The organism is Leptolyngbya sp. FACHB-8 (assembly GCF_014695575.1).
In the GTDB taxonomy this organism is placed as follows: Bacteria; Cyanobacteriota; Cyanobacteriia; order Elainellales; family Elainellaceae; genus Vacuolonema.
Genome location: NZ_JACJOO010000019.1, coordinates 134,423 through 159,021 on the forward strand (window position 1 = coordinate 134,423; position 24,599 = coordinate 159,021).

The 24,599-nt window shown below is 52.0% G+C and carries 8 protein-coding genes; 4 read left to right on the forward strand and 4 right to left on the reverse strand.

Annotation, left to right across the window (positions count from 1 at the left end):
* Window positions 1-6: 6 nt before the first annotated feature.
* From H6F91_RS04985 to H6F91_RS04995, 3 genes are all read right to left on the reverse strand, one after another.
* Entirely contained in the window at window positions 7-624 is a 618-nt protein-coding gene (locus H6F91_RS04985) for a TMEM165/GDT1 family protein (RefSeq protein ID WP_190775449.1), read from the reverse strand.
* Window positions 625-1,104: 480 nt separating this feature from the next.
* Window positions 1,105-4,296, reverse strand: a complete 3,192-nt coding sequence (locus tag H6F91_RS04990) for a UvrD-helicase domain-containing protein (protein ID WP_190775448.1) — start codon at window positions 4,294-4,296, stop codon at window positions 1,105-1,107.
* Window positions 4,293-6,950: a PD-(D/E)XK nuclease family protein gene (locus tag H6F91_RS04995; protein WP_190775447.1), complete on the reverse strand. Its 2,658-nt coding sequence runs from the start codon at window positions 6,948-6,950 to the stop codon at window positions 4,293-4,295. The genes H6F91_RS04990 and H6F91_RS04995 overlap by 4 nt, the downstream gene beginning before the upstream one ends.
* 796 nt (window positions 6,951-7,746) lie before the next feature.
* Here H6F91_RS04995 and H6F91_RS05000 point away from each other — a divergent pair.
* Window positions 7,747-8,979, forward strand: a complete 1,233-nt coding sequence (locus H6F91_RS05000; RefSeq protein ID WP_190771802.1) for a PQQ-dependent sugar dehydrogenase — start codon at window positions 7,747-7,749, stop codon at window positions 8,977-8,979.
* 674 nt (window positions 8,980-9,653) lie between these two features.
* The gene (locus tag H6F91_RS05005; protein WP_190771803.1) at window positions 9,654-13,565 is read left to right on the forward strand and encodes a PAS domain-containing protein; all 3,912 of its coding nucleotides are present in this window, start codon (window positions 9,654-9,656) and stop codon (window positions 13,563-13,565) included.
* On the opposite strand, the gene H6F91_RS05010 is transcribed toward H6F91_RS05005, so the two are convergent.
* Entirely contained in the window at window positions 13,551-15,017 is a 1,467-nt protein-coding gene (locus H6F91_RS05010; RefSeq protein WP_190771804.1) for an MFS transporter, read from the reverse strand. The two genes, H6F91_RS05005 and H6F91_RS05010, sit on opposite strands and share 15 nt — an antisense overlap.
* Window positions 15,018-15,574: 557 nt before the next feature.
* On the opposite strand from H6F91_RS05010, the gene H6F91_RS05015 reads away from it, so the two are divergent.
* The gene (locus H6F91_RS05015; RefSeq protein WP_190771805.1) at window positions 15,575-18,910 is read left to right on the forward strand and encodes a non-ribosomal peptide synthetase; all 3,336 of its coding nucleotides are present in this window, start codon (window positions 15,575-15,577) and stop codon (window positions 18,908-18,910) included.
* Complete coding sequence (locus tag H6F91_RS05020; protein ID WP_190771806.1) at window positions 18,907-24,561, forward strand: non-ribosomal peptide synthetase; 5,655 nt, start codon at window positions 18,907-18,909, stop codon at window positions 24,559-24,561. Before H6F91_RS05015 ends, H6F91_RS05020 begins: the two co-directional genes overlap by 4 nt.
* The last annotated feature ends 38 nt before the right edge of the window (window positions 24,562-24,599 follow it).

Sequence of the window (24,599 nt, forward strand, 5' to 3'; positions counted from 1 at the left end):
AGCTATTTAAACCCCTTCCAACATTGCTACCATGGCAAATACCAAGAACAGGAAGCCACCGATTGAAGTAACGGCACGTTCTGAAATTCTTCCGGCGATTAAACTGCCACCTAATACGGCAATGACTGCACAAATAGCGTGCCCCAGGATAGCACCTAAGGTAATGCCTACTACGTTATTAGCAGCGGAGAGAGTCACCGTTGCAATTTGTGTGCGATCGCCCCATTCTGCTAAAAATGTCAGGATGAAGCTTTCAAATAAAACGGCCCAACTATTTCTGTGTCCTTTGAGGTTCTTCTCACTCACCTCAATTGCATCCTTGGCTTCTTCGACGACCTCATCAGTTGCAAAGGCACTCATGCGGCTGGCTTCATAGAGCAACTTGACACCAAAAAATAGAAATAATCCTACTGCCGCGTAGTGAGTGTAAATCTTGGGGAGAAATGCAATAACCTGCCCGATCGCTACAGATAGAAGTGTCATTGCAGCTAATGCTCCAATCACACCAGCCAACACTAAAGGGCGTGGATACCGCATGGACAAAATGACAGCGATAAAGAATGTTTTATCGCCCAGTTCTGAAATTGTAATCAGTAACAAACCTGCGGTAAAAGCGGTTAGCATGGTAGTGAACTCCTCAGAATCGACAGCAGAACATCTGAGTGAGCTGGGTCAGCGTACAAGCACTTCACCAAGCTCACATGCAGATGTGAACTCAGTGAAGGTCTCGCTTTCAAGCTTGGATGCTTAACTCAATCTACAGAGCTTAAGCAAAGAACAATCTTGCTACCCAAACCAGGCTATTGCCAGTATGTTGACTTGGGCGACTGGCTATTGAGCCAGCAGCTACTCCCCTTCAAGACATAGTCATCTTATAGCAAAGCCTATTAGTTAGCAAGCTTTAAACCTGTTGAAATATATGGGCTTTAATAAGCAGTTTTTCATTTTTAATTCACTTTTGATTCATTTTCTTTTCATATTTAAAGCTGTGGATTACTTCATTGTTATTTCGAAAGTTGCCTTATGCAAAATCTATTTTAGATAGTGCTTTTTGGAGTTAAGTACTGTTCGTTTCTGTGTGAGAGCTGCTTAAACGATCATGTTTCACTTCATATTTGTCGGTAAGATAGCATCTTCACAGATTTCTGAATAGGCACAGTATGCACAGGATTTCGGTGACGGGTTAGGACCGTAATGGCCTTGAGCGATCGCCCCCATCAACTCCTCCGCCTCTTGATCAATACTCTGCAAATCGGATGCATTGAAAGTGTGCAGGGTATCGTGACGCAGATAGGCAATATGGGCCGTTGTTTTTTGAGTTGCAGCCGCGTAAGCCCAGAGTTGAAAGCGGTGTTCCTGTGGATGCATCTCCTGGTCGGTTTTGATGTCGAGGACAAAGGTGTCTCCGAGCAGATCCGCTGAGCCGTTAAGGATCAAAGAATCTTGTTTTAATTGCAGAGTGCATTCCCAGGTGCCCTGGCGAACTGATGCGAATGTGGGCGATCGCCAAAACTGCTCAGCTAGCTTCAGCGCATCCTGTACGCATTCTGACGGCAATGTGGGATTGAAAGGTTTCAGCTCCTCCAGAGCCGTAATTTTGCGTTCCAGGGCGATGTGAGTCAGGAGACCAATTTCTGCACCATGGTTTGACGTGCCTGTTTGAAAACCGGGATGACCATCGATGAATTTTAAGCGGAATTGTTTAGGGCAACGGGCGTAGATGGTGAGTGCTGTCACCGGAAGTTCCATGCCGTTGGAACGAATGGGGCTTAGCAGTGAGCGGGTAGGACGTGTAGGAAGCTGCGGGAGGATGGGCGGAAGAGGAGCTACGCGCGTGGGGTCGAAGGGGATAGGTTGGATGGGATAATGTCCTTCTAAACCCGGCCGTAATAGGCTTAAGCCATTGCCACTCGGTTCTGCGGCGGTGAGAATAAGGCGATCGCGCGCACGGGTGAGGGCCACATAGAGCAGCCGTTTGGCCTCGGCCTGTTCGCGTTGTTTTTGCTGCTGCTCTAACAGGATGTAGAGGGCTGATTTGTGTTTGTCGCCTGCCTCATCCTCTAATTTTAGAGACACCCCCAAATCTGGATCGAAGCGAACTTTGGGTGAATCGATCGCCCGCTGGCGTGTCAGATCTGGCACGATGACTACTGACCATTCCAGCCCTTTGGCAGCATGAATGGTCATCAAGGAAACGGCATTCCCTGCGGCCAGCGCTGGGCGAGGAACGGAAACCTCGTGGCGTACCAGGCGCTTGAGGCGACGTACGACAACGAGTACATCGGCCATACCCTGTTCGAGCTGTCGAACGACCTCCAGGAAACCGCGCCAGTCGGCCATCCGGCGATCGCCCCCCGACAAGTTGGCAATCACAGCGGTATAGCCCGTCAGGCGATCGGCCAATTGCAACAACCGGGTTGGTGGTTCTGCGTCTCGTTCGCGCAAGATTTGGGTGAGAACCTCAAAAATTTGAACGATGGCCGGTTCATCACTTTGCTTCAGTCGTTGCCACCAGGACTTGGCATCCGGTAACTGGCTGAGGGTACCGAGGGTGCGATCGCTCACGGCGAAGAAGGGACTGCGCAGCACCGCTACCAGGGATAAATCGTCTCTGGGGTCAGCGAGAAATTGCAGTAGAGCAAAGGCATCTTTTGCCTCGCGGGTCTCCAGTAAGTTCCCACCTCCGGCCTGCACAATGGGAATACCTCGATGTTCGATGGTTTGCCCATACAGCCCTAAAGGTTCCCAGGTGCGCGCCAAGACAGCAATATCTCCTGGTTGGATGGGGCGGTGCGATCGCGTCGGCTTGTCCCAAATCTCGACCTTGTCATTGAGCAATTTCTCAATCACATCTGCAATGTGCTGAGCTTCTATCACACGAGTCTGATCAATAGCGGGTTTGGGATCACCGTCAGGGGTGACCGCGTACACTTGCAGGTGAGGCGCGGAGTGGGGAGGAATGCGTTCGGAATGCAGGTCTTGATGTAATGCACCGAGTACAGGTGAGAAGACGGTATTAATATTTTGAATTAACTGGGTATGGGTACGAAAACTCTGGGTCAACGCAACAATCTGGCCGCCGGAACGGTGAAGGCGATCGCGCCAATCTTGAAACACCTGTACATCAGCACGGCGGAACCCATAGATGGATTGCTTCTCATCGCCTACCAGCGTGAGAACAGCATCTTGAGTTAGCAATTCCAGAAATTTACCCTGAATCGGATTGGTGTCCTGAAATTCATCAATTAGGAATGCACGCCAACGCTTAGCGTAATAGTTGCGTACGCTTTTATGGCTAAGTGCTTCCAACGCATGCACTTCCAAATCATTGAAGTCGAGGATGCGCCGTTGCCGTTTGGCTTCACGAAGATGCGATCGCACTTGTTCAAAAGCTGATCGCAGGGTGGGCAGCATTGCCTCAACCTGCGTGTCTAGCTCTGTAACCTGAAGTGTAATCAGTCCTGCTTTAAGAACCTCCCTAACGAGATCTCGTAAAGCTTTCGCAGAGGCTTTTACCTCTTCCCAAAGCTCTCTACTACTCCAATTTCTTGCGCTACCTCCTACAAAATTGAGTCCTGCGATCGATAACAGTGCAGCCTGTAAATCGTCACCTTGTTCAGCTTGGGCGATCGCCTCAACAGCGGTCTGCCGCATGTTTTCCGTTCTATCTCCAGGTTGGCCTGCACAAGAGCCAAGCAGATACCGGGCTTCTTGCCACACCGGGTGGTTCAGCAGATCATGAGCGGCTTTCTGTCGCAGTTGTTCTAAAACGGGTAACCAATCTTTTTGCTCGCGCTGCAATGCCGCTTCGGCATTGAGGGGATCATTGAGAAAAGTGCCCATTACTGCTTGCATCAGCGAGTAGGGAACCTGCTCATAAAACTCAGTGGGAAGTTGGTCAATGGCGATCGCCAACTGTTCTGCTTGCCAAAGAGTGCCTTCCAGGGTGTCGAGGAGCCCAAAGTCAGAGGGAACGTTGGCGGCTTCGGGATGCTCGCGGCAGATGCGGGCTGCCAGAGAATGGAAGGTGCTGATTTGAGCGGCTTCCAGCTCGGCCAACCAGTCAAATTGGTCTGGAACCTGAGTGGCGACGGTTTGACGGATGCGCGATCGCAACTCAGCCGCTGCTTTCTCCGTAAAGGTGACGGCCACAATTTCCAGGGGAGAGAAGCCGGATTTCAGATGGTGCAGATACCGCTCTGCCAGCATATGGGTTTTTCCGGTTCCGGCTCCGGCAGTGACACTGACGCTACTGGGAGCATAGGCGGCTTGTTGCTGTTCGGTTGTGAGGCTCATTGATCTTCTCCCTTGCGATTGAGGCGTTCTCCCTGGCGGCACACACTGTCATAGGCGCAGTAGGCACAGGCTTTGCGATCGACATCGGGTTCAACTGGATAGTGACCTGTAGTCAGATGGGTTTTGAGGCGATCGGCAACCTCTTGCAACTGGTCATTTGTCGATGTTTTCGGTGAAATATCTTTCCCAGCGGTTAAGGAATAGTAGGACGTCCGATGTACCGCTGTATCCGGGTAGAAGAACGGAGCTGCAACAGCCTCATAAAGTGGAAGTTGCAAATCAATTTTGGCTTTTCCGGTTGCATCTTTCACCCCTGCTGGAGGGCTGGAACGGGTTTTGTAATCCATCAAGACCAGCCCTTGGTCGGTGCGATCGATGCGATCAACATAGCCGCGAATTTTGAAACCGTGCCATTCACCCTCAAAGCGGTCTTCCAGTTGGAGCACTTCTGCTTCGGGCAGCCGAAAATCAGGCTGTTGCATGGCTCGACGCAGCACACGAATGTGCTCTTTGCGGCGGCTTTCCCAGGCGGGTAGCACTGGGAAGTTGAGTTGGCTTTCTGCGTCTACAAACCAATCGTGTAACCGTTGTTCATCAGTAATATCCAGAGTTGAATCGGCCTGGTACGCCTTTAGCGCTAATTCAAGAACTTTATGGTACAAATTTCCCCGAGAAACAGGGGTAACGTCTTCATCAACTTCCTCTAGTTCTGCCAGTTTCAGCACACGGCTGAGAAACCACTTGAAGGGACATTGGCCTAACTGGGTTAATTGAGATGCACTAAACCAATACTCGCTATAGTCAAAAGGTATTCCCACAATGCCATCGTACTCATTCTGAGGGGCTGCACTTTCCCGATGTTGTTCGATCTGGAAAGAGGCGATCGCCCCTTCCAACACAGCATCTTTTTCGCATAACTCTGATTGACGTAAATAGATTCGACGGGCTTCTTCAGGGCTGGCGATCGCCTGTTCTTCAACAGGTTTAGCTTTCAATCCTAACTGCTTGAGATAGGCTGAAGGTTCTCCATTCAAGACGGAGTACGATAGTGTGAACTGCTCTGTGACTGTATGCAGTAGTGCATAAAATTCAAACGCCTCACGCCGAGCGGTTTCAGCCGCACTTGGAAGTTTGATGCCTTGCATCTGTAATTGCTTGCGTTCGTAAAAATCCAGTACGCGATCGTCCTGAACGAGCGCGGGAAGTCTACCTTCTACGGCATCAATGACAAACAGGTAGCGATACTGTGTACCGATGATGGAAACTGGAGTGTGCAGCTCGACACCGCCCCGCCCCGGTTGAGCTGGCGTGCCCAGGATGGCAAGGCTGGCCCGTAGTTCATTTGCAAAGTCCTGCCAGCTTAAAATCTCTTGCTCAGGTTGAGAAAGTTCTACTAATCCCGTCTCCAGGCTGCTAAAAGCCAGGCTTTCCCGTGCCCATCGAGCAGCCCGACGCCGAAGCTTGAAGGTTTTGAAGATAGTTGTCAGCTTATCAACCCAGGTATCTCGCCGAGCACTGGTGGGCATTTTCAGGGGAGACAAATCCAGACCGATGAGCTCTTGCACCGCTGCTTGCCATCCCTCAAATCGAGTGGGACGCTGCTGTCGCACGGTTGCCCAAAAATCGGCTCCTGCGCTGATGCTGAGGGGATGGCTCAGGAGTCGAGCTGTTAATTCGAAGGGAAATTTTTGTTCAATAACGTCCAACAGCAGGGTTAACCAGGCTCCGACACGGCTGGCGGAGAGGGGGATAGAGTACAGGGCTCGGAGGGGAATGCCATATTCCCAGGCAATATCCAGAAGTAGAGGGCCATAGGCAGCTTCGTCACGGGCAATGACTGCAATTTCGCGGGCTGGCACTCCGGTGTTGAGCAAATGTTTGACTTGGGCAAGAACTCCTCGGGCTTCAGCGTCCTGGTTGGGGTAAGCGTGGGCTGTAATCGAGAGATGCTCAGGGGGAGGTTCTGATGTAGGGCTTAAAAACTGCTGGGCTAACCAGGACCCAGGGGTGGCGATCGCCCTTGCCGGTTCTCCATCCATTTGCCACCCCCAGCCCTGCAACTGGGTGAGAGTGGCTTGCTGAGCACTGAACAGATTATGGTCAGTAACGGGTAGGCAGAAAATGCTATTTTCCCCTGCGATCGCCTCAATCAACGCCAGTTCATCAGCACGGGGTTGGAAGTAGCCGTAGATGAGGAACGATCGCCGCTCAGGTTGTTGCTCGATAGCTCGCCACAATACTTCACAGGCATCAACGAGCTGCTCTTGGTGCAGAATAGCCTGATAGGCTTGCGTTACCTGAAGTAATTGTGTAGCGCGCTCTGAAAATCCGGCTAACCCTGTGGGTAATGAGGATGATGCGCGCAACAGAGCTTGAACCGCCGACATCCATGTGCGTACAGTTCCATCCAGATCGCGAACTGGAACGACCTGACGAATGGCCTCTCGCAGTGCTTTTTGAGCTTTTAGCGGAGATACAATCTGTATCCTTTTTTCTTTAAGAAGTTCTCTGGCCAGCTCCTGTAGTGATTTTGGGCTGACTTCTAACGCCCGTGCTGTAGCTCTCGTGGGAGTAATCACGTCAAGCTGCCGCTGACCAGCCAAGGATTTCGTGAAGAAATATGGCTGAGTATCTAAATGAAGGAGACGTCTCATTAGTTACTCAAGGTGATGTGCTTTCTCCTCAAGCATTCCCATTATTCTCCAGTTCTAACTTTCATTATCAAATCAGAGCCTGCAAAGGTAATGTTCTGATACTTCGTGCACAGAAAATTACCTTTTTAGGAGATTTCTGGGAAACAATATCCCCATTATTTGGAAAAAAGGCGCGGCGAAGCCGCGCCTTTTTTCCAAATAATGGGGAAGTTCTTATCTGGAAATCTCCTTAGCTGGATTCAGAACTTTACATTAGACCTCCTGCATGAATTGGTTTTTGAGGGCGTGAATTGTTGTGGGAATTTGCCGCGCAAAAATTCACGTAGGAGGTTTATTCAATATCTCCTCAAATTGAAAGAAGCGGAGGAGTTACAGTGATAAGCGATCGCAAAAATTTAAAACCTAATATTGGATATATCTTTGTTATGCGCACTGTGCTTTGCAGACTGCACAAGAATTTGTAAGTTCTGGTATTAATAAACGACTTGATTTTCGTATTGAACTACCAAATAACAATACTCTGGACAGTTTTTCTGAAACCCTTGATTTTGCGTGCGCTTCGCGCACGCAAAATCAAGGGTTTCAGAAAAACTGTCCGAACTAATGAAATAAGTGAAAAAGTATCTGTTACTGGTTTTCTTTTTGCGAAATGCCCGCTTAGCGGGTATCCCAGTAAAGAACATGGAGTTCGTATGATTCTCATTTCAGAGCGAACCCGGCGTGATGGATATAGCGATAGAATAGGGCGTAGTGGCTACGAGTTCGTTTAGCGATCGCACCCCTATTTAGAACCGATATGATTCGACTTTCTGCCATAGCTTCTACAGGGCGATTTCTTGCGCTGCTGCTCCTTGCTGGTTGCGCAACATCGACTTCGCTACCGCTCGATACGGCATCCCCTGAGAAAGCTTCTCCGGCGGCAGTGCCCAGTGCTTCGGTTGCTCCTGAAGCAGCGGTTGCCCAGGCTCCTGCGCGCGCTCGTCAAGTCACTCTGTTTGAGAATTTGGAGCATCCCTGGGGCATTGATTGGCTTCCCGATGGCACGATGTTGGTGACAGAGCGACCTGGCCGATTGCGAGTGATTCGCAATGGAGTTTTAGAGCCGACGCCTGTTCCAGGGGTTCCTGAGGTGTTGGCCGTAAAACAGGGGGGGCTGCTCGATGTGGCCGTTCATCCCCAGTTTGCGGAGAATCAGTGGGTTTATTTTACCTACGCCCATGGGAGCCGCAATGCGAACCATACCCGGGTTGCCCGTGCGCGGTTCGATGGTCAAGCCTTAAGCGACTGGACGGTTATTTTTGAGGTCGATCGCGCCAAAGAGGATGGTCAGCATTTTGGGTCGCGCATGGCCTGGTTGCCGGATGGAACGCTGTTGGTATCCATTGGGGATGGTGGTAACCCTCCCGTCAGTTTGGACGGGGAATTGATTCGCCATCAAGCTCAGAATTTAGACGTGCGTTTGGGAAAAATTGTGCGGCTCAACGATGACGGTTCGGCACCGGCCGATAATCCCTTTGTCAATACAGCCAATGCAGACCTGGTGGTGTGGAGTTATGGGCATCGTAATATTCAAGGACTGGCTTTAGATCCAGAAACCAACCAGGTTTGGGCCACAGAGCATGGTGCCCGAGGTGGAGATGAGCTGAATCTGATTGAGGGTGGCAAGAACTATGGTTGGCCCGTGGTAACCTTTAGTCGAGAATATTCGGGTGGGACGATTTCGTCAGAACAGTCTCGTCCAGGAATGGTAGACCCCAAATTGGTATGGACGCCATCGAAAGCGCCATCGGGGTTGATGGTATATCGGGGCGATCGCTTTCCTCAATGGCGTGGCCACCTGTTCTCAGGGGGCCTGGTAACACAGGATATTCGTCGCATTGAGGTGGATGATACAGGAACTGTCATTAACCAGGAATCCATTTCCATTGGGCAACGGGTGCGCGAGATACAACAAGGGCCGGATGGGTTGATCTATGTCCTCACGGATGCGCCTAATGGGCGAATTATTCGTTTAGAACCAGAGGCATAAATTGAGGGCTGATACATGTCCTTGAAGGTGGGAAGTGCAAAGCACCTGCCACCTTTAAACATAAGTTCCTTTTGCCGTTTGAGTTTTGGTTTTAGAAAAGTCAGGCCTTACGATTGATGTTGTGTAGGGTACGGAGCATATCACACACGACATCAATGCTCTAAATATGGCGAGCTTGCGTTAGCCTTGATGCAAGATATGCGTATACAAATGCCATTAAGTGTTGCGAGTTTTGTTTAAATCGGTATAAATTTGACGACTCTTCTAATATCTATCTAAAGATAGAGCGGGCCCTTTCCCAACCAACCGACAATAATTATTGATGAACTCAGTTTCATTTTAGAACTGTTCAACGTCTATGTATTCAAGCACGGGTCTTTATAGGGTTTTGCAATGCGATCGCACTACCCCAATTGATCCAAACGTAAGATGCTCTTAGCCCATCAACTTCACCCATTTTTGCAAGTCTGTTGTGTTGGCCTAAAAGTGACATTGGACAACACAACAGGTTCGTGAAACCACTTTGCATTTGAGTCGTGGTGAGTGCTAGGTAATAGAAAGGGGATTCGAGCATGGGCATGGCTCCGAAGTGGATGAATGGGAGTGCTATGGGCGTGTGGTTATGCTCGCATCCCTGGTCACGCACTTCTTTGGGGCCGCTGGAGACCTGGCCCATGAGTCTCACAACAGCACTGACCATCGTGCTGAATACTTGTAATCCCGCCGTACTGATATGGGGATGCGATCGCATCCTGTTCTACAACGACGCTTACAAGGCTCTCTGGGGTGATGAGGCCTTGCCACTCGGTCAGCCTTTTCAAGGGGGCGGGATCTGGGGTAATCTGTCTCTAAATCTTGAGTCAGTGTTTAAATCAGGGCAACCTCTAACATGGAACCTTGAGCAGGTTGCCCACGATCCTGAGGTGCCAAAGGCAGACTGGCAATGCTATAGCGGGTCATGTAGTGCTATTTGGGATGAGTATGGTCAGGTGGGTGGGGTAGTGGTGATGACCTGTTATCAACCCATTCAACAGACGTCCACTGCAATTTCAATAGATGCACCTCTTCAGCGTCATGAGGAGCAGCTACAACTCATCACCGACGCGATTCCGGCTCTTGTTGCCTACGTTGATACAGAGCATTACTACCGTTTTAGCAATCAAACCTATGAAGCCTGGTTTGGGCAACCTACCCGCCACATTGTGGGGAAACATGTTCGCGAGGTGTTGGGAGAAGCCGCCTACCAGGCCGTTTTGCCCTATATGAAGCGGGCACTTTCAGGAGAACGCGTGCGCTATGAGGGGCAGGTTCCCTATCAGGACGGTGGCACGCGTTATATCTTTGCGGATTATGTTCCTCACATCAATCGTCAGGGGGTTGTGGAGGGATACTTTGCCCTGGTGAGCGATATTAGCGATCGCAAACACATAGAAGAAACCTTACGACATAGCGAAGAGCAGGCTCAACTTGCCCTTAAAGTTGGGCGCTTGGGCACCTGGCACTATGACCCTGTTACTCAACAGGTGAACCTGGATACTCGGATGTGTGAAATCTGGGGGGAAGCCAGTGAAACGGCAATTCTGCCACTTGAGGCTGTACTCGAACGAATTCATCCCGATGACCGGGAGCCTGTGGTTATGGCTCTTGGTAATGCCCTCGACCCTCAATCGACGGGCACCTACGACATTAACTATCGCATCATCTGGCCAGATGGTACGGTACACTGGCTCTCTACGAAAGGGCAGGCCTTGTTTGCTGGAGAGGGTGCTGAACGGCATGCTGTCAGCTTTTCTGGGGCCGCGTTCGACATTACCCAGCGCAAACAGGCTGAAGCCTCCCTGCGTGAGAGTGAGGAACGCCTCAGACTGGCTATGCAGGGGGCCCAAATGGGTACCTGGGATGTTGATTTACTCACCGGTCGAGCCATTTGGTCTGAGCAGTATTTCGCCATGTTGGGTTACGAACCTCATCCCTGTGGGGAAGCTTCGGAGGAGCTATGGTACAACCGCATTCACCCCGATGATCGGGCCTGGGTAATGGAGGAGTGGCATCGATCGCGCCAGGAACATCGGTTCTATTGCGCCGAATATCGCGCCATGCACCCGGATGGCCAGGTCTTCTGGCTGTCAGCGCTGGGTAGCTTCACTTATAACGCGCAGGATGAGGCTATCCGTTCCATTGGCGTTGTCTTCGATATGACCGATCGCAAACGGGCTGAGGAAGATTTGCGCCTTAGTGAGGAGCGACTACGCCTGGCTGTATCGGCTGCTCGAATGGCGGCCTGGACCTGGAATGCTACTACAGATCAGATGGTTCGTTCAGAAACGGCCTGTGAAATTTTAGGATTATCGCCAGAGCAACTGTGCTGCAGGGGCCAGGATGGCTGGGCTTTGGTCCATCCAGATGATCGGTCGGTGCATCAGGCCAGAGTGGAGGCAGCGATCGCCCGGCGCGGTAGCTATGTGTCAGAATTTCGGATGATTCGGCCTGATAACGGACGAGTGATTTGGGTAGAAGATCGGGGCAAAGTGAGCTGTGATCCGCAGGGCAAACTGCTCAGTATTGAAGGAGCATTGTTTGACATCACCGCTCGCAAGCGTACGGAAGAGGCGTTGCGGGAAAGCGAACAGTGGCTGCAATTGGCTCAACAGTCTGCCAAGGTAGGCACTTGGGAATGGAACCTGTTAAACGATGAGTGTACCTGGTCGGAGGGCGTCTGGAATCTACTGGGGTTGGAGCCGGAAAGCATTACCCCCACACGAGACACCTTCATCAAATTTATCTACCCCGAAGATCTAGAACCCACGTTGCAGAAGGTCAGCGCTGTGCTGGTGCAGGGGGAGGATTACTATGACGAGTTTCGAGTTTTTCATCGAGATGGTACCCTGCGTTGGTTGGCTTCGCAGGGGCGAGTTCTGCGGAATGCCGAAGGCCGTGCTGAACGGTTGATTGGGGTCAACATTGATATTACCAATCGCAAGCAGGTGGAAGAGGCCCTACGGAATAGCGCCGAACAACTGAGCCTGGCCCTGGCCGCCGCGAAACTGGGAGATTGGAGCTGGGACGCAGCAACGGACATGGTTACTTTCTCAGAACGAGCTGCCGGGATCTTTGGCATTCCCCCTGGCCCCCACATGACCTGGGCGCAAATCCTCCAACTTCTGCATGAAGACGATCGCGAACGGGCTGCTCAGCAGGTGGCGCAAGCGGTCACCGACCACAGCGACTATGACATTGAATATCAGGTTATCCGCCCAGATGGAGTGACCTGTTGGGTTGCAGCGAAGGGCCGAGCCACGTATGACAATACCGGACAGGTACTGGGGATGTTTGGGGTTGTGCAAGACATCACCCATCGTCGCCAAGCAGAAACTGAACGGGAGCAACTGTTGCAACGGGAAAAAACTGCCCGAGAACAGGCCGAAACTGCAAATCGTATCAAGGATGAGTTTTTAGCGGTGCTTTCCCATGAGCTGCGATCGCCTCTCAACCCCATCCTGGGTTGGGCCAGGTTGCTGCAATCTGGCAGCCTGAGCGCTCAGAAAACGCAGCACGCGCTGGAAACCATTGAACGCAATGCCAAACTGCAAACGCAACTGATTGAAGATCTGCTGGATGTCTCACGCATCTTGCGGGGCAAGTTAGTGCTGAGCCAGGCTCCTGTTAACCTGGGGATGGCCGTTGATTCTGCCCTTGAAACGGTGCGCCTCGCCGCGGAAGCCAAAAACATTCAGGTGCAGTGGACGGTGCTGGAGCACCATGGGCCAGAACAGGACCTCTCTTCAGTTGTTCAACTCCCAAAATTTCAAGTGTTGGGAGATGCGGCACGGCTTCAACAGATTATATGGAACTTGCTCTCCAACGCGGTTAAGTTTACATCTCCGGGGGGCCATGTCCATATTCAACTGGAGCAGCGAGATGGCTACGCGTACATCCAGGTCAGCGATACGGGAAAAGGAATTCGTCCCGAGTTTTTGCCCTATGTGTTTGAATATTTCCGTCAGGAGGATGGCACTACGACCCGTAAGTTTGGTGGCCTAGGACTGGGATTGGCTATTGTTCGCCATTTAACCGAGCTACACGGCGGCCGTGTTTGGGCAGAAAGCCTCGGGGAGGGGAAAGGGGCTACCTTCACTGTGCGTCTGCCCCTCATTTCTCACACGGTTTTAGGCCGAGAGAACCGTACAACGGGTGGTAGCCCTGTAAATCTGAGCCCCTTGAGCATTCTCGTGGTGGATGATGAGGCGGATATTCGCGATATTGTCGCCTTTATTTTGGAGCAAGCTGGAGCGGATGTCACTGTTGCCACCTCCGCGCTGGAGGCGATTAAACAGCTCCAGGTCAGGCTTCCCGATGTGCTGGTGTGTGATATCGGGATGCCCGATATTGATGGCTATATGTTGATGCGTCAAATTCGCTCTCTGAAAGCCGAGCAAGGGGGCAAAGTTGTGGCGATCGCCCTCACCGCTTACGCCAGCGAACATGACCATAAGCAAGCTCTAGAGGCCGGTTTTCAGATGCACATTGCCAAGCCCGTTGAACCTGAAGTGCTGGTACAGGCGATCGCCAACCTAATGCGCCTCTGAGGTTGCCCCGGCAACAATGCCCTGTAGGGTTTTGCGGAGCGATCGGCTCTGTGGTTCTTGAACCCAGAGGAGCGGCAGCAGGGCAATTAGCCGTAACCCGCTCGACAAGGCAAACAGCGCAGGAATGCTGCCGATGCTGGTAAATTCAGCGAACCAGCCGCCAACCGTGACCCCAGCAGCACCACTGACGCCACCGAGGGCGGCAGTAATCGCGAAATATTTGGTGTGGTGATGAACGGGAGCGATCGCCAACTGCAAATTGTTCATACAAAGGTCGAGTGCGGCTCCGGCCCCACCACCTAGCATGTGCAACAGGGGAAACCAGAGCCAGAGGGTGAGCGATCGTGTATCGGTGCCCAGCCAAAGCAGCGGAATAATCGCCACCAAAATCCCATCCAAAATCAGGATGGGTCGGTTGCCGATCCGATCCGCTAACTTGCCCCAGAGAATGAACATCAGCAGGTTAGCCCCAGCGGACAGGCCGTTGTAAACGGTGACCCAATTCAAGTTCAGCGCCAGGTTGTCCAACAGATAAACATTAAAGAAGGGATTACACAGGTTAATACTGAAGGCCCAGGCACAGAAATAGAGCAGAAAGACGAGAAAGCGTGAATCTTTCAACAGGCTTTGATGGGCCGATTCTGGTTCGTCCTCATCATCGTCTTCTAAGACAGAGATGGGATGACCAGGCCCTTCGGGGATAGGCGGTGATGTGGCATGAAAGGGAGCCTGGGGGTTTACATCCGCCATTTGGTGTTGGTAAGCCAGGCTGATCATCCCAGCGATCACCCCTACTACAACCAGTACCCCAAATCCCTGAAGACTTCCCCCAAACCATCCAGAAATGATCGCCCCCAGAATTGGCGTGGCAATCAAGTTGGTCAGGCTGAAGGTGCTATTGCGAAAGCCGAAGTACCGCCCCCGCAACTGCCGGGGCACTAACGCAGCCAGCCACGACAGCCAGGAGGCACTGCCCATCGCTCCCATCACATGGGTTATGAGCAACACGGCCAGGGTTAACCAAATCATCCGTTGGGGATGGGTCGGGTGATAGCTGAAGAGGATGATAGCAACGGCCAGCGGCAACCACAGGATACGGGAAACGCCGTATACCCAGGTTCCATAATTGCGTCGGCTGGTGGTGCGATCGGCCCAGTGAGCCCCTAGCGGTTGCAACAGATTCGCCACCATTGGGATAGAAGCCAGCATCCCAATCTCCGTTGGAGTAGCATTCAGCTCCACCAGAAAGTTACTGAGTAGCACGCCACCCGTAATGTTTGAAAAGATGGTGGCATAAACACCATCCAGAGTTGAGGCGTGGAGACTGGCACGAATCTCTTCTTTTGATGGCTTTGCCACCCGTTTAGAAGTATCTTGAGCCAGCGTCAGAGGTTCCGCTGAAGCGATCTGATCGGAAGAACTGATTGCCTCTTCAGATAAATAGTGGGTCACCCGAGCCAATCCTTAAAAAGCAATAATGTATCTGTCTTGAAGGCATCCAGAATCCTTACAGCCGTCGGTTCAGGGCAACCTGTGCCAAATATTCTGCGGGAAACCGGGGCATTTAGATATCTGCTTCCAGAACGATATGCTTCTTAGCATTCCCTCAGCCCAGGATGGATCATCCAGGCTTATTACATAGGTTTATCCAATGATTGTTCTGGCTTTTCTGTCTTTTATAGAGGGTTAATGGATTTATAGAATCTCAGGAAAGAGATGGATGAATATGGGCACATTTCCTCCCTAAGGCTCTATAAATCCGTCAGCGCTTAAGGGTGTGGGTATGGATGGTTTTCTCACTGACCCGCAAATTTGCTAATTTACTGTGGTTTATGAGAGACATCGTATACATCTTTAAAGTCTGATTGCAGAAGCTTTCGTATTCCAAAAGTGGATGTTGCTGCAGTCACAAAAAATTATACAAAAGTACGTGCAAATCTATCTGAAAGTATAATATTTAGTTTTTGTTTTGCCTTACAACAGAGTGAGTTAGCTGAGTAGCTCTCCCCATGACGCCTGGTGCATCCCATCATGCCCTTACTGAAGACGTTTTTGTATTTCCGGCTTCCTTTGCCCAGCAACGCTTGTGGTTCGTTGAGCAATTAATTCCCAACCGCTCGCTCTACACCATCCCCCTGGTGTTCTGGCTCACGGGCTCGCTGCACCGGGCCGCGCTGGAGAGGAGTATTGCGGCGATCGCCCAACGTCATGAAACCCTACGCACGACCTTTCGTATGGTGGATGGGCAATTGGCCCAAATCATTGCCCCTCATGCCGATTTATCCCTGGGCTGGACTGACTTACAAACGCTAGCGGAGAATACCCGCAAAGACGCGGCTCTGGAGCAAATTCGCCAGGTGGCCGAGCAACCCTTTGACCTCACTACCGGGCCCCTTTGCCGGGCTCAGGCTTGGCAGTTGGGTGACACAGAGCATGTGCTGTTAATTGCCTTTCACCACATCATTTTTGATGAATGGTCGGGAGGGGTTCTGATTCGAGAATTGGCGGCCCTCTACACCGCATTTCTGCACGACCAGCCCCATCCTTTACCTGAGTTGCCCATTCAATATGCTGACTTTGCCCATTGGCAACGGCAATGGTTGCAGGGAGACGCTTTAAACGCTCAGCTCAACTACTGGCGGCAGCAGTTACACGACCTGCCCACATTAGAGCTACCAACCGCTGCGCCACGCCCAGAGGTGCCTCAGCATCGGGGAGCCAGTCAGTTACTAGAGGTGCCACAAACCTTACTGGAGCCGTTAGAAGCCCTGAGCCAGAATGTTGGGGCGACGTTATTTATGACGTTGTTGGCGGCGTTTCAAACCCTGCTGCATCGGTACACAGGGCAGACGGATATGGCGATCGGCTCCCCCATTGCCAATCGTCACCGTAGCGAATTAGAAGGGCTTATTGGCTTCCTGGTCAACAGTCTGGTACTGCGGACAAATTTGGCAGGAGACCCTTCCTTTCGCGAGTTGCTGGAACGGGTACGAGAAGTAACCCTGGCTGCTTATGCCCATCAAGATTTGCCGTTTGACAAACTTGTAGAGGAATTGCAACCCGTTCGTAGCCTTAGCCAAAATCCACTGTTTCAAGTGGTGTTTGCCCTGCAAAATGCACCGATGGCGCAACTGGAGCTACCTGGGCTCACGCTTAACCCTCTGGAGTTTGCCGCCCAAACCACCCGCTTTGACCTGGAGGTGTACCTGTGGAAAGCGGGCGATGATTTTCGTAACTCGTGGGGGAAGGGATGGCAACAGGCGAATGGCCTGCGGGGGATTGTGGTTTACAACACTGACCTGTTTGATGGAGATGCGATCGCCCGTCTGCGCCACCACTTCCACACCCTCCTTACAGGCATTGTTGCTAACCCCGATGCCCCCATCTCGACCCTCCCCCTCCTCACGCCTGCTGAACAGCAGCAGCAATTGATGACCTGGACCAAAACGCGTACTCAGTACCCGAGCCATGACTGCATCCATCACCTGTTTGAACAACAGGTACGGCAGCGGCCCGTGGCAATCGCTGTACGCTATGGCGATCGCCACTTCACCTATGAGGAACTGAACCAGGGCAGTAATCAGCTGGGCCGTTACTTGCAGAAGTTGGGTGTCCGTCCTGAACAGCCTGTAGGCATTTGCCTGGAGCGATCATCGGAGGCGATCGCGGCCATGCTGGCTGTTCTCAAAGCGGGTGGAGCCTATGTACCTCTCGACCCGAGTCATCCGTCTGAGCGGCTAAATTTCATTGTGAAGGATGCCAATATTTCAGTCGTCTTGACCCAACGACCCTGGGCGGAAGCGTTTGCTGAAGCCGATGTGCAGGTGGTGTGTTTGGACGAGAGTTGGGGGGCGATCGTGGAGCAACCTGACCATAACCTCAGCACGCCTGGCAAGGCTGATCAGTTGGCCTACCTCATGTATACATCAGGCTCTACCGGCGCACCTAAGGGCGTAATGGTGCCCCATCGGGCGATCGCACGGCTCGTCTGCCAGACCAACTATGTCCACTTGGGGAAAAGCGATCGCATTGCTCAGGTCGCCAATTTAGCCTTTGATGCGGCCACCTTTGAAATCTGGGGTGCCCTGCTGAATGGTGCTCAACTGGTCGGCATTGAGCGCGAAATCACCCTATCCCCAATGGAGTTTGCGGCCACTCTGCAACAGCTACGCATCAGCGTATTGTTCTTGACGACGGCTCTGTTTAATCAAACGGTGAGCCAGGTACCCCGCGCCTTCCAAACCTTGAAGTACCTGCTATTTGGTGGCGAGCTTGCCAACCTCGATCGAGTGCGAACCGTAGTGCAGCAGGGTAAACCACAGCATCTTCTGCATGTCTACGGCCCCACGGAAAACACAACTTTCTCAACCTGGTATGAGGTTAAACAGGTGCCCGAGAAGGCGACGACGATTCCCATTGGGCGGGCGATCGCCAATACCCAGGTCTATGTCGTGGATAGCCACCTCAAACCGGTTCCCCCCGGTGCCTGTGGGGAAATTTATCTGGGCGGAGATGGCCTGGCGCGGGGGTATCTCAATCAGCCAGAACTGACCGCTGAACGTTTTATTCAGGCTGAGGAGTTAGGGCTGGATGCCGAGGAGCCAGGAATCAGCTTTCAGCTCAAGCCCTCCATTCCCAGCCCTCCATCCTCCATTCTTTACAAGACGGGCGATCGCGCCTTCTACCGTCCCGATGGCAACCTGGAATTTTTAGGCCGCACAGATCATCAAGTCAAGATTCGTGGATTTCGGGTGGAATTGGGGGAAATTGAGCGGGTTTTGGCTCAGCATCCTGGTGTGCAGGATGTTGCGGTGATAGTGCGAGATGTTGAGGGCGATCGCCAACTCATTGCTTATATCGTGTCTAAATCCGAGATAGATACCGAGCGCGAATTGCGTCGCTATCTAAAAACGAAGCTACCAATTTACATGGTGCCTGCGGCCTTTGTCGCGTTAACGGCGTTACCTCTCACCCCCAACGGCAAAGTGGATAGCCGGGCACTTCCGCTTCCGATGATGACGGCCAAACCTGTGCTATCTCAGGCTCCCACTAGCTCCATCGAGCAAGATTTGGAGGAGATCTGGAGCCAATTATTGGGTCGTGGTGCCATCAGTACAGACGACAATTTTTTTGAACTGGGTGGGCACTCCCTACTGGCAACCCAGCTTGTGTCCCGAATTCGCGATCGCTTTCAGGTTGAACTCTCGCTGCGTAGCCTCTTTGAAACCCCCACGATTGCTGCCTTAGCTCAAAAAATTGAAGCGCTGAAGTGGGCCCAGGCAACCTCTATGTCTTCTCAACGCACCACTCCTACCGCCCATCGACGCGAGGAAATTGAGCTATGACGAACACCATTACAGCGTTTCTCGCACATCTAAAAAGCCTGGATGTGCAACTCTCTGTGGAGGGCGATCGCTCAGATTCTCCCGATACGCTGCGTCTGCGCTGTACGGCTCCTGAAGGCATTCTGACTGAAGAATTACGGCAGCAACTGAGCGATCGCAAAGCAGAGCTATTAACCTTCTTTCAGGATGGGCAATCACTCTCTCCATTTTCGACAGCGCCCATTCAACCCACCGTTCACAAAAGTATCTTTCCACTATCATTTGCTCAGCAACGCCTGTGGTTTCTATCCCAACTGGAGCCCGACAATCCTTTTTACAATATCCCGGCGGCTATTCGGTTAAATGGGCGCATTGATCGAGATGCTTTAGAGCAAGCATTTAATATCATCGTGAGCCGTCATGATGCGCTGCGCACAACCTTTAGCCGGGTAGATGGGCAGCCTGTGCAGGCGATCGCCCCGGAGGTGAAAATTCCTTTAGCGACCGTCGATCTGCAATCAATTCCTGAGGCAGAATGCGATCGCGTCATTCAACAGCTGACCACTGCCGAGGCGCAACGTCCCTTTAATTTGCAGACCGATCCGTTACTGCGGGTGACGCTGTTACAAGTTCGTCCGACAGAGTCCATTCTGTTGCTAACGCTGCATCACATTGTGGCAGACGGCTGGTCATTGGGGGTTTTGAATCGAGAATTGGCGGCTATCTACACGGCTCTCGTGCAGGGCCGAGCCCCGGCGTTGCCTGCGTTACCCATCCAATACCCTGACTTTGCTTGCTGGCAGCGCGATACGTTGCAGGGGGATGTGTTAGAGGCGCAACTCAGCTACTGGCGATCGCAATTGCAGGGATTATCCCCTTTAGAGTTGATGGGCGATCGCCCTCGTCCTGCGGCTCAGACTTACCGAGGAGCCACCTACCCAATCTCCTATTCCCCAGTCCTGACAGGGGCTTTGGAGGCTCTCAGCCAACGGGAAGGAACTTCGCTATTTATGACCCTGCTAGCGGCCTTTCAAACCCTACTTTATCGCTACACCGGGGAGGATGATATTGCTATTGGCTCACCCATCGCAAATCGTCACCGTAGCGAGCTGGAGGGATTAATTGGCTTTTTTGTAAATAGTCTGGTGTTGCGAACAGACCTCTCAGGCAATCCAACATTTCGAGAGTTGTTGGGCCGCGTTCGTAGTGTGGCTCTAGAAGCCTATGCCCATCAGGACTTACCCTTTGAAAAATTAGTGGAGGAACTGGAGCCTGAGCGCGATCTGAGCCGCAATCCCCTCTTTCAAATTGGGTTTGCCCTGCAAAACGCCCCGATGCAACCCCTGGAGCTGCCGGGAGCGACTCTGGAACCTGTCCATCTGGAGCCCGGCACCACTCGCTTTGACCTGGAAGTTCATCTCTGGGAACCCTCCCACGGGTTACGCAGCCTCTGGCAATCTCAAGATGGTTTGAGCGGATTTGTCTCCTACAGTGAGGATTTGTTCGATCGCTCTACCATCGGTCGCCTGGTCGGGCACCTCCAGACTTTGCTGGAGGGCATCGTCGCAGATCCTGATGCACATCTCTCCGAGCTGCCCCTGCTAACTGCCACTGAGCGGCAGCAACTTCTTCTGGATTGGAATCCATCTCCACTTGCACCCGCGCCCCTTGGCTTCCATCAAATCTTTGAAGCCCAGGCCCATCAACGGCCGGATGCGATCGCCCTGATTTTCAATCACGAAGCCCTCACCTACGCTGACCTCAATCAACGAGCCGATCGCCTGGCGCAAACCCTACGGCAGCGAGGTGTGCAGCAGAATACCCTGGTGGGATTGTGTGTGGAGCGATCGCCTGACCTGCTGATTGGCATTCTCGGCATCCTGAAAGCGGGAGGAGCCTATGTGCCACTCGATCCGAAGTATCCGAGCGATCGCCTCCAGTTCATGCTGACGGATACTCGGCTCTGGCTGTTGCTGACCCAATCCTGGTTGGTTGATGCTTTGCCAAAATCTCAGGCCCAAATCCTGTGCCTCGATCAACCGTTACCGGAAAGTCTACAGTCTGCACCACTTCCCAGCACAGTTACCACCGATCAACTTGCCTACGTCATTTATACGTCCGGTTCTACAGGCACCCCCAAAGGAGTTTTGCTGACGCATCAAGGGCTGTGCAATGTAGTAGCCGCACAACGGCAGACGTTCCAACTTTCACCGGACAGCCGGGTGCTCCAGTTTAGCTCCCTCAGTTTTGATGCCTCGATTTTTGAAATTGCTTTGGCCTTTGGCTCGGGCAGCACGCTCTACATTCCACCCCCTGCGGCTCAATTGCCGGGTGTAGCTCTGATTCAATTTTTGCAGGAGCAGGCTATTACCCATGCGCTCATCACGCCAGCAGTATTGTCGGTATTGCCCTCGGCAGAACTACCCGCCCTGCAAATGCTCATCACAGGCGGCGAAGCTTGCCCAGCCAATGTCGTGGATCGCTGGGCTGCCAACCACCGTTTCTTTAATGCCTATGGTCCAACGGAAACGACTATCTGGGCCACCATTGCTGAACTTCGCCCCGGAGATAATCCCCTGAATCTGGGCCGTCCTATTCTCAATACCCAACTCTATCTTCTAGATGCAGCTTTCAATCCCGTTCCTATCGGTGTTGCAGGGGAGTTGTACATCGGAGGCGCGGGGCTGGCGCAGGGGTATTTACATCGTCCAGAACTAACTGCTGAGCGGTTTGTTCGAGCGCAGGATTTGAAGCTGGTGGAGGGTAAAGTTTATAGGACAGGCGATCGCGCCCGCTACCGCTCCGATGGCACCCTTGAATTTCTCGGCCGAATTGACCATCAGATTAAAATTCGAGGGTTTCGCGTGGAACTGGGGGAAATTGAGGCAACCCTCCACAAACACCCGGCCTTGCAAGATGCAGCGGTCGTTACGGCTCATCCTGCTCCCCAAGAAACGCGGTTAATTGCTTATTTCAGCCTGGATCAGGACTGGTTAGAGCAAAATCAGAATACGCTTCAAACTCAACACATTAACCATTGGCAAACTCTTTATAACCAAACGTACCAACCTGATGCCGTAGAGCAGAATGATTTTAATATCATTGGTTGGAATAGTAGTTATACGGGAGAACCTATTCCTCTGGAACAGATGCAGGAATGGGTTGATGATCGGGTTCACCAAGTTCTCAATCTCAGGCCAGAACGTGTTTTAGAAATTGGCTGTGGAACGGGCTTGCTACTGTTTCAAATTGCACCTCATTGTCATGAGTACTGGGGAACTGACTTTTCAGCCGTTTCGTTAGATTTTATTCGCCGCCAATGGGGCGATCGCACCCCATCTATCAAACTGCTCCAGCGAACAGCTACCGATTTTCACGGCATTCCGGCTGCAACTTTTGATGTCGTCATTTTGAATTCTGTGGTTCAGTATTTCCCTAGCACTGACTATCTGTTGCAGGTGTTAGAAGGAGCGGTGAAGGCGATCGCTCCTGGAGGTGTGTTATTTCTGGGGGATGTGCGTAGCTTGCCGTTGTTGACGGCGTTTCATGCCGCTGTACAGTTCTCCCAGGCTGAGACCGGAATAGATCGCGTACAATTGCGGCATCGAGTTGAACGCGCTTGTTTTGAAGATCCGGAGTTGGTTATTGACCCGGTTTTCTTTACAGCCTTAAGCGATCGCATTCCCCAAATTCGACAGGTTCAAATTCGTCTGGCTCGCGGGCATTCTGTTAATGAGATGACACAGTTTCGCTATAACGTGTTACTCCATGTTGGAGAAGAGGAAGGAGCGAGACAATCTCCAAAATGCCAAACGCAACCTGCGCTCCAATGGTTGAACTGGCAACAACATCCTGCTACGGTTGCAGAAATTGTCGAGCACTTGCAAAAAGTAGAACCTGAAGTTTTTGGCATCACTGGTATTACCAATAGCCGCATTAGTACAGCAGTTAAAATTACCAAGTGGCTCCTGAAAGACGAATCGCCTAAAACGGTTGGACGGATGCAGGAACTTTTGCAGAACTCGGTGGAGAGGGCGATCGCACCCCAATGTTGGTGGGATTTAGAATCCGCCTTGCCCTATCGGGTCGAGATCTGTTGGTCTGTGATACCTCAACTCGGTTATTATGATGTGCTTTTTTTTCGTCATGATGTTGATTTTGAAGTAGATTTTCCATTAACTCAAAAGCAACATTACTTGTCTTTGTACCGTCTCGCTAATTATCCGCTTCAATCATCACTCACGCGTCAGCTCATTCCTGAATTGCGTCATTTTTTAGCTCAGACTCTTCCTGATTACATGGTGCCTGGTGCCTTTGTGCCGTTGAAGAGTTTGCCGCTGACGCCCAACGGCAAAGTTGATCGCAATCATATTACAGAGCACTACTGCACCATGCAGTCCTTACTCAGTACGTCAGGCACAGACGTAAGGGAGGGGGTTCCGCGATCGTCCACCGAATCAACTCTAGCCAATATCTGGCAAGACCTGTTGCGGCTCAAACAAGTCAGCATTTATGACAACTTCTTTGAACTCGGCGGGCACTCCTTATTAGCGACCCAGATGGCTTCTCGCATCCGCGACGCCTTTAGCGTTGACATTCCCCTGCGTCGTATTTTCGAAGCCCCCACCATCGCCCAATTAGCCCACATTTTAGAAACATTACAAACAACCACTTCTCTATCTCAAACTCCACCCCTCATCCGCCTCGATCGCACGGCCCATCGTCGCTCCCTTGCCTCACTCACTCCTCCCCACCCACCTACCCCTTCACCTCCCCCCCCTACTCCCCTGCCCCTTGCCCCTACTGCTTCCCACTCCTGGACACCCCTCGTCCCCCTCGCTCTTGGCGGCACGCAACCTCCCCTCTTCTGCATTCATCCCATCTTCGGTATGGTGCTGCCCTATATGGAGTTGGCTCATCATCTGGGCGGCGATCGCAACCTCTACGGTCTGCAACCTTTAGGGCTGGACGGTAAGCATCCCCCTATCAATCAAATCGAAGCCATGGCTCGCTATTACATCCAGGCAATTCAAACGATTCAACCCCATGGCCCCTACTATTTAGGAGGATGGTCATTTGGCGGACTGGTAGCCTTCGAGATGGCACAGCAACTGACTCAGGCGGGGGAATCCGTTGCTCTGCTAGCCATCTTTGATACTGCTGCGCCTATTGCTGCCAACCGCCCCACCCCTAGAGAGAGTCTTACCTTTCTACTCAAAACAGCCCTCTGGTCTACCCTGCCATTTCTGCTGGATTATGGGGCGATCGCCATTTCCCGCCTATCCCAAGTACTACAACGTTCTCGTGCCATATCTACCCAGACCACCTCACAGAGTGATTGGTTATCGCGCTGGCAGTGGTGGGCGATCGCCCGTTTGATGCCTGAAGAGTCTCGTTTGCGATTACTGGATGAGTCAGCGATCGGCCCCATGCTGCGCATCTTTGCAGCCAACAGCCAGGCTGCATACCACTATGCACCACAGCCTTATCCACAACCGATTACGCTCTTTCAAGCTATGGGAGCATCCCAACATTCACAATCTGACACGACGTTAGGATGGAATCAACTGACACCCTATGTACAAGTTCATACGGTTCCAGGAAATCATTTATCCATGCTAAAACCACCCCATGTGCAAACCCTGGCACAGATACTGAAGTCTTATCTATAAAAGTGTTTATTGAGCCCTCTTGCCGAGTAACAACAGTA

Bases quoted from the DNA above. Each gene is read 5' to 3' on its own strand.
- H6F91_RS04985 (WP_190775449.1), bottom strand. From the start codon at position 624: ATGCTAACCGCTTTTACCGCAGGTTTGTTACTGATTACAATTTCAGAA.
- H6F91_RS04990 (WP_190775448.1), bottom strand. From the start codon at position 4,296: ATGAGCCTCACAACCGAACAGCAACAAGCCGCCTATGCTCCCAGTAGC.
- H6F91_RS04995 (WP_190775447.1), bottom strand. From the start codon at position 6,950: ATGAGACGTCTCCTTCATTTAGATACTCAGCCATATTTCTTCACGAAA.
- H6F91_RS05000 (WP_190771802.1), top strand. From the start codon at position 7,747: ATGATTCGACTTTCTGCCATAGCTTCTACAGGGCGATTTCTTGCGCTG.
- H6F91_RS05005 (WP_190771803.1), top strand. From the start codon at position 9,654: ATGAGTCTCACAACAGCACTGACCATCGTGCTGAATACTTGTAATCCC.
- H6F91_RS05015 (WP_190771805.1), top strand. From the start codon at position 15,575: ATGACGCCTGGTGCATCCCATCATGCCCTTACTGAAGACGTTTTTGTA.
- H6F91_RS05020 (WP_190771806.1), top strand. From the start codon at position 18,907: ATGACGAACACCATTACAGCGTTTCTCGCACATCTAAAAAGCCTGGAT.